The 1,947-nt window shown below is 56.1% G+C and carries 1 protein-coding gene and 1 pseudogene; one reads left to right on the forward strand and one right to left on the reverse strand.

Features of this window, described 5'->3' with window-relative positions; all coding sequences use genetic code 11:
* On the reverse strand, positions 1 to 618 hold a 618-nt coding region (locus tag D6877_RS24945), incomplete at its 3' end, for a glutathione S-transferase N-terminal domain-containing protein (RefSeq protein ID WP_130912427.1).
* A 1,072-nt stretch (positions 619 to 1,690) separates the two neighbouring features.
* On the opposite strand from D6877_RS24945, the pseudogene D6877_RS24950 reads away from it, so the two are divergent.
* Positions 1,691 to 1,947, forward strand: a pseudogene (locus D6877_RS24950) (energy transducer TonB); the annotation flags it as partial.

Consider the following 1,947-nt stretch of genomic DNA (forward strand, 5'->3'; position numbering starts at 1 on the left):
CGGCCAATGCCGCTCAAACACCGGTGCCAGCACCGGGTGTCGGTCGATCCTTTGCAGCCAGGCATAAAAGCCCGGGCGGGTCTGGCGCAGGTGTTCGCGGCTGCCGGCCCAGCGGCTCACCACGGCCGCCAGCACATCCAGTGCGCCGGGCGTTTCATCATCCAGATACAGCTCCCCGGAAAACTGATCGGCAAATACCTCCCAACTGAAATGCAGGCGCTGGCGGGTGCCGGCGATCAGGTTTTGCCGTGCGTTCTCGTCGGGCGTGCTCAGCCAGCGCTCGGGGTAATCGATGATGCCGACCGCCGCGTAGCAATTGCTGACGATATAGGCGAGGCCGCGAATCGCCTGATCACGATCGGCTGCCTTGCTCGGCAGCAGGCCGGACTTGGGAAACGTCAGGCCCAGGTGAATCAGGATCGCCGCGCTTTCAGTCATGGCGCTGCCGTCCGGCAGTTGCAGGGTCGGTATCTGCTTCAACGGATTGAGTTTGCCCAGCGCCTCGTCGGCCTCGGCGCTGGCTTCGGTATCAATGAAGCGATAGGCGATCTGGCACAACTCCAGTGCCGCCTCGATGGCAGCCGCGCCGGAATTCTTGTGCCCGTAGAGCTGGTACATGTCCGTTCCCCCGATAAGGCCTTTGCACAGGGTAGATGGCTGGCTGGCCTGACGTAGAAAATTCTGCAAATGTGTCGTGATTGGCACGTTTTTCCCATGCACTGCCGACTTGCGAAATCAACCTTCGCCAATCAGCGCTGGCGGTGCCCATCCCGCACCAAGAGCATTCATCGAACGCTATCCGCGTTCTTGTAAGGTGCGACAGCGAACCAAAAGTTCGCCTGTCCGAGCTGGCAATAAGGAGTTCACCCGTGAATCTTCAAATGCTCCGCCGTACGACATACCCGACTTACTCGCAAATCCAGGCCCAAGTTCAGCCGAGCCTATTCAGGCTGGCGCGTTTCTCCTTTATTACCTGAAACCCAATGCACACTTTGCGTGCCTGGCAATCGAGCGATCGCCGGGCGCCATGTGTTATTTATTTTTTAAATACGGCAATTAATAAAAGGCACAACAACAGGATTGTCGAACAATGACTTTTCGTCATTGAAGTTGCACCAAAAGCGCACGCCCGAATGTGATGCAGTTAACCAATACTCCAGAATCAAAATAAGGAACATGTCCTGTGAACCGCTGAATGACTGACCTGCACCAAATCGATTCGCTACGCACCGATAGGTGCTAAGCCTGATCACCGAGCAGCCGCTCTATCCCGCCGATTGGCGTGATACAGCGTTCCCTCTGACTCGCTCTGGAAAAAGCCCTTCTGCGAGGACTTGAGGACCGCTTCGCGCCGAATAAACAGTGGGCGAAACTGAAACTTATATAAATGCGACATCAGTAACACCGAAGATATGCGTTCAACCGGTTTCAGCAACATCTGGCACACCTGTTGCAAACTGTAACAAACCTGAGACAGCTCACGTCTCCACACAACAACAAGCCACGGAATGGATAATGAACAATCGATATAGATGCTACTAAGCCACTAAGTTTGTTTGAGGCCGTTTAAACAGATAGTCCAACTATCGGCCCGCGTACACCTTGAAGAAAGTTGCACCCACTCACTCGAACATCAGCCATATGTTCGGACGGCACCTTATTGCCCTTCATCTGACCCGAGGGAGCTTTAATGAACGATGCGGTAAAGCACAAAACCCTGCCGGGGCCGTTGCAGCAAGCGCCGGTCTCGCCGGCAATGGGCAGGCCGGCGTTTACAGCCAATACGTCACGACCCGGCGGGTTGAACAAACCACAGATGCTCTTGCTGATCGCCGTGTCGGCGCTGATACACGGCGGCGCGTGGTGGTTCTTCCATCAGGCGCGTCCTGAGCCACTGCCGACGCCGCCGGAAATCCCGGAAATGACCGTCGAGCTGACCAGCCCGAC

Origin of the sequence: Pseudomonas sp. Sample_9 (assembly GCF_004307535.1) — a bacterium.
GTDB lineage: Bacteria > Pseudomonadota > Gammaproteobacteria > Pseudomonadales > Pseudomonadaceae > Aquipseudomonas > Aquipseudomonas mercuritolerans.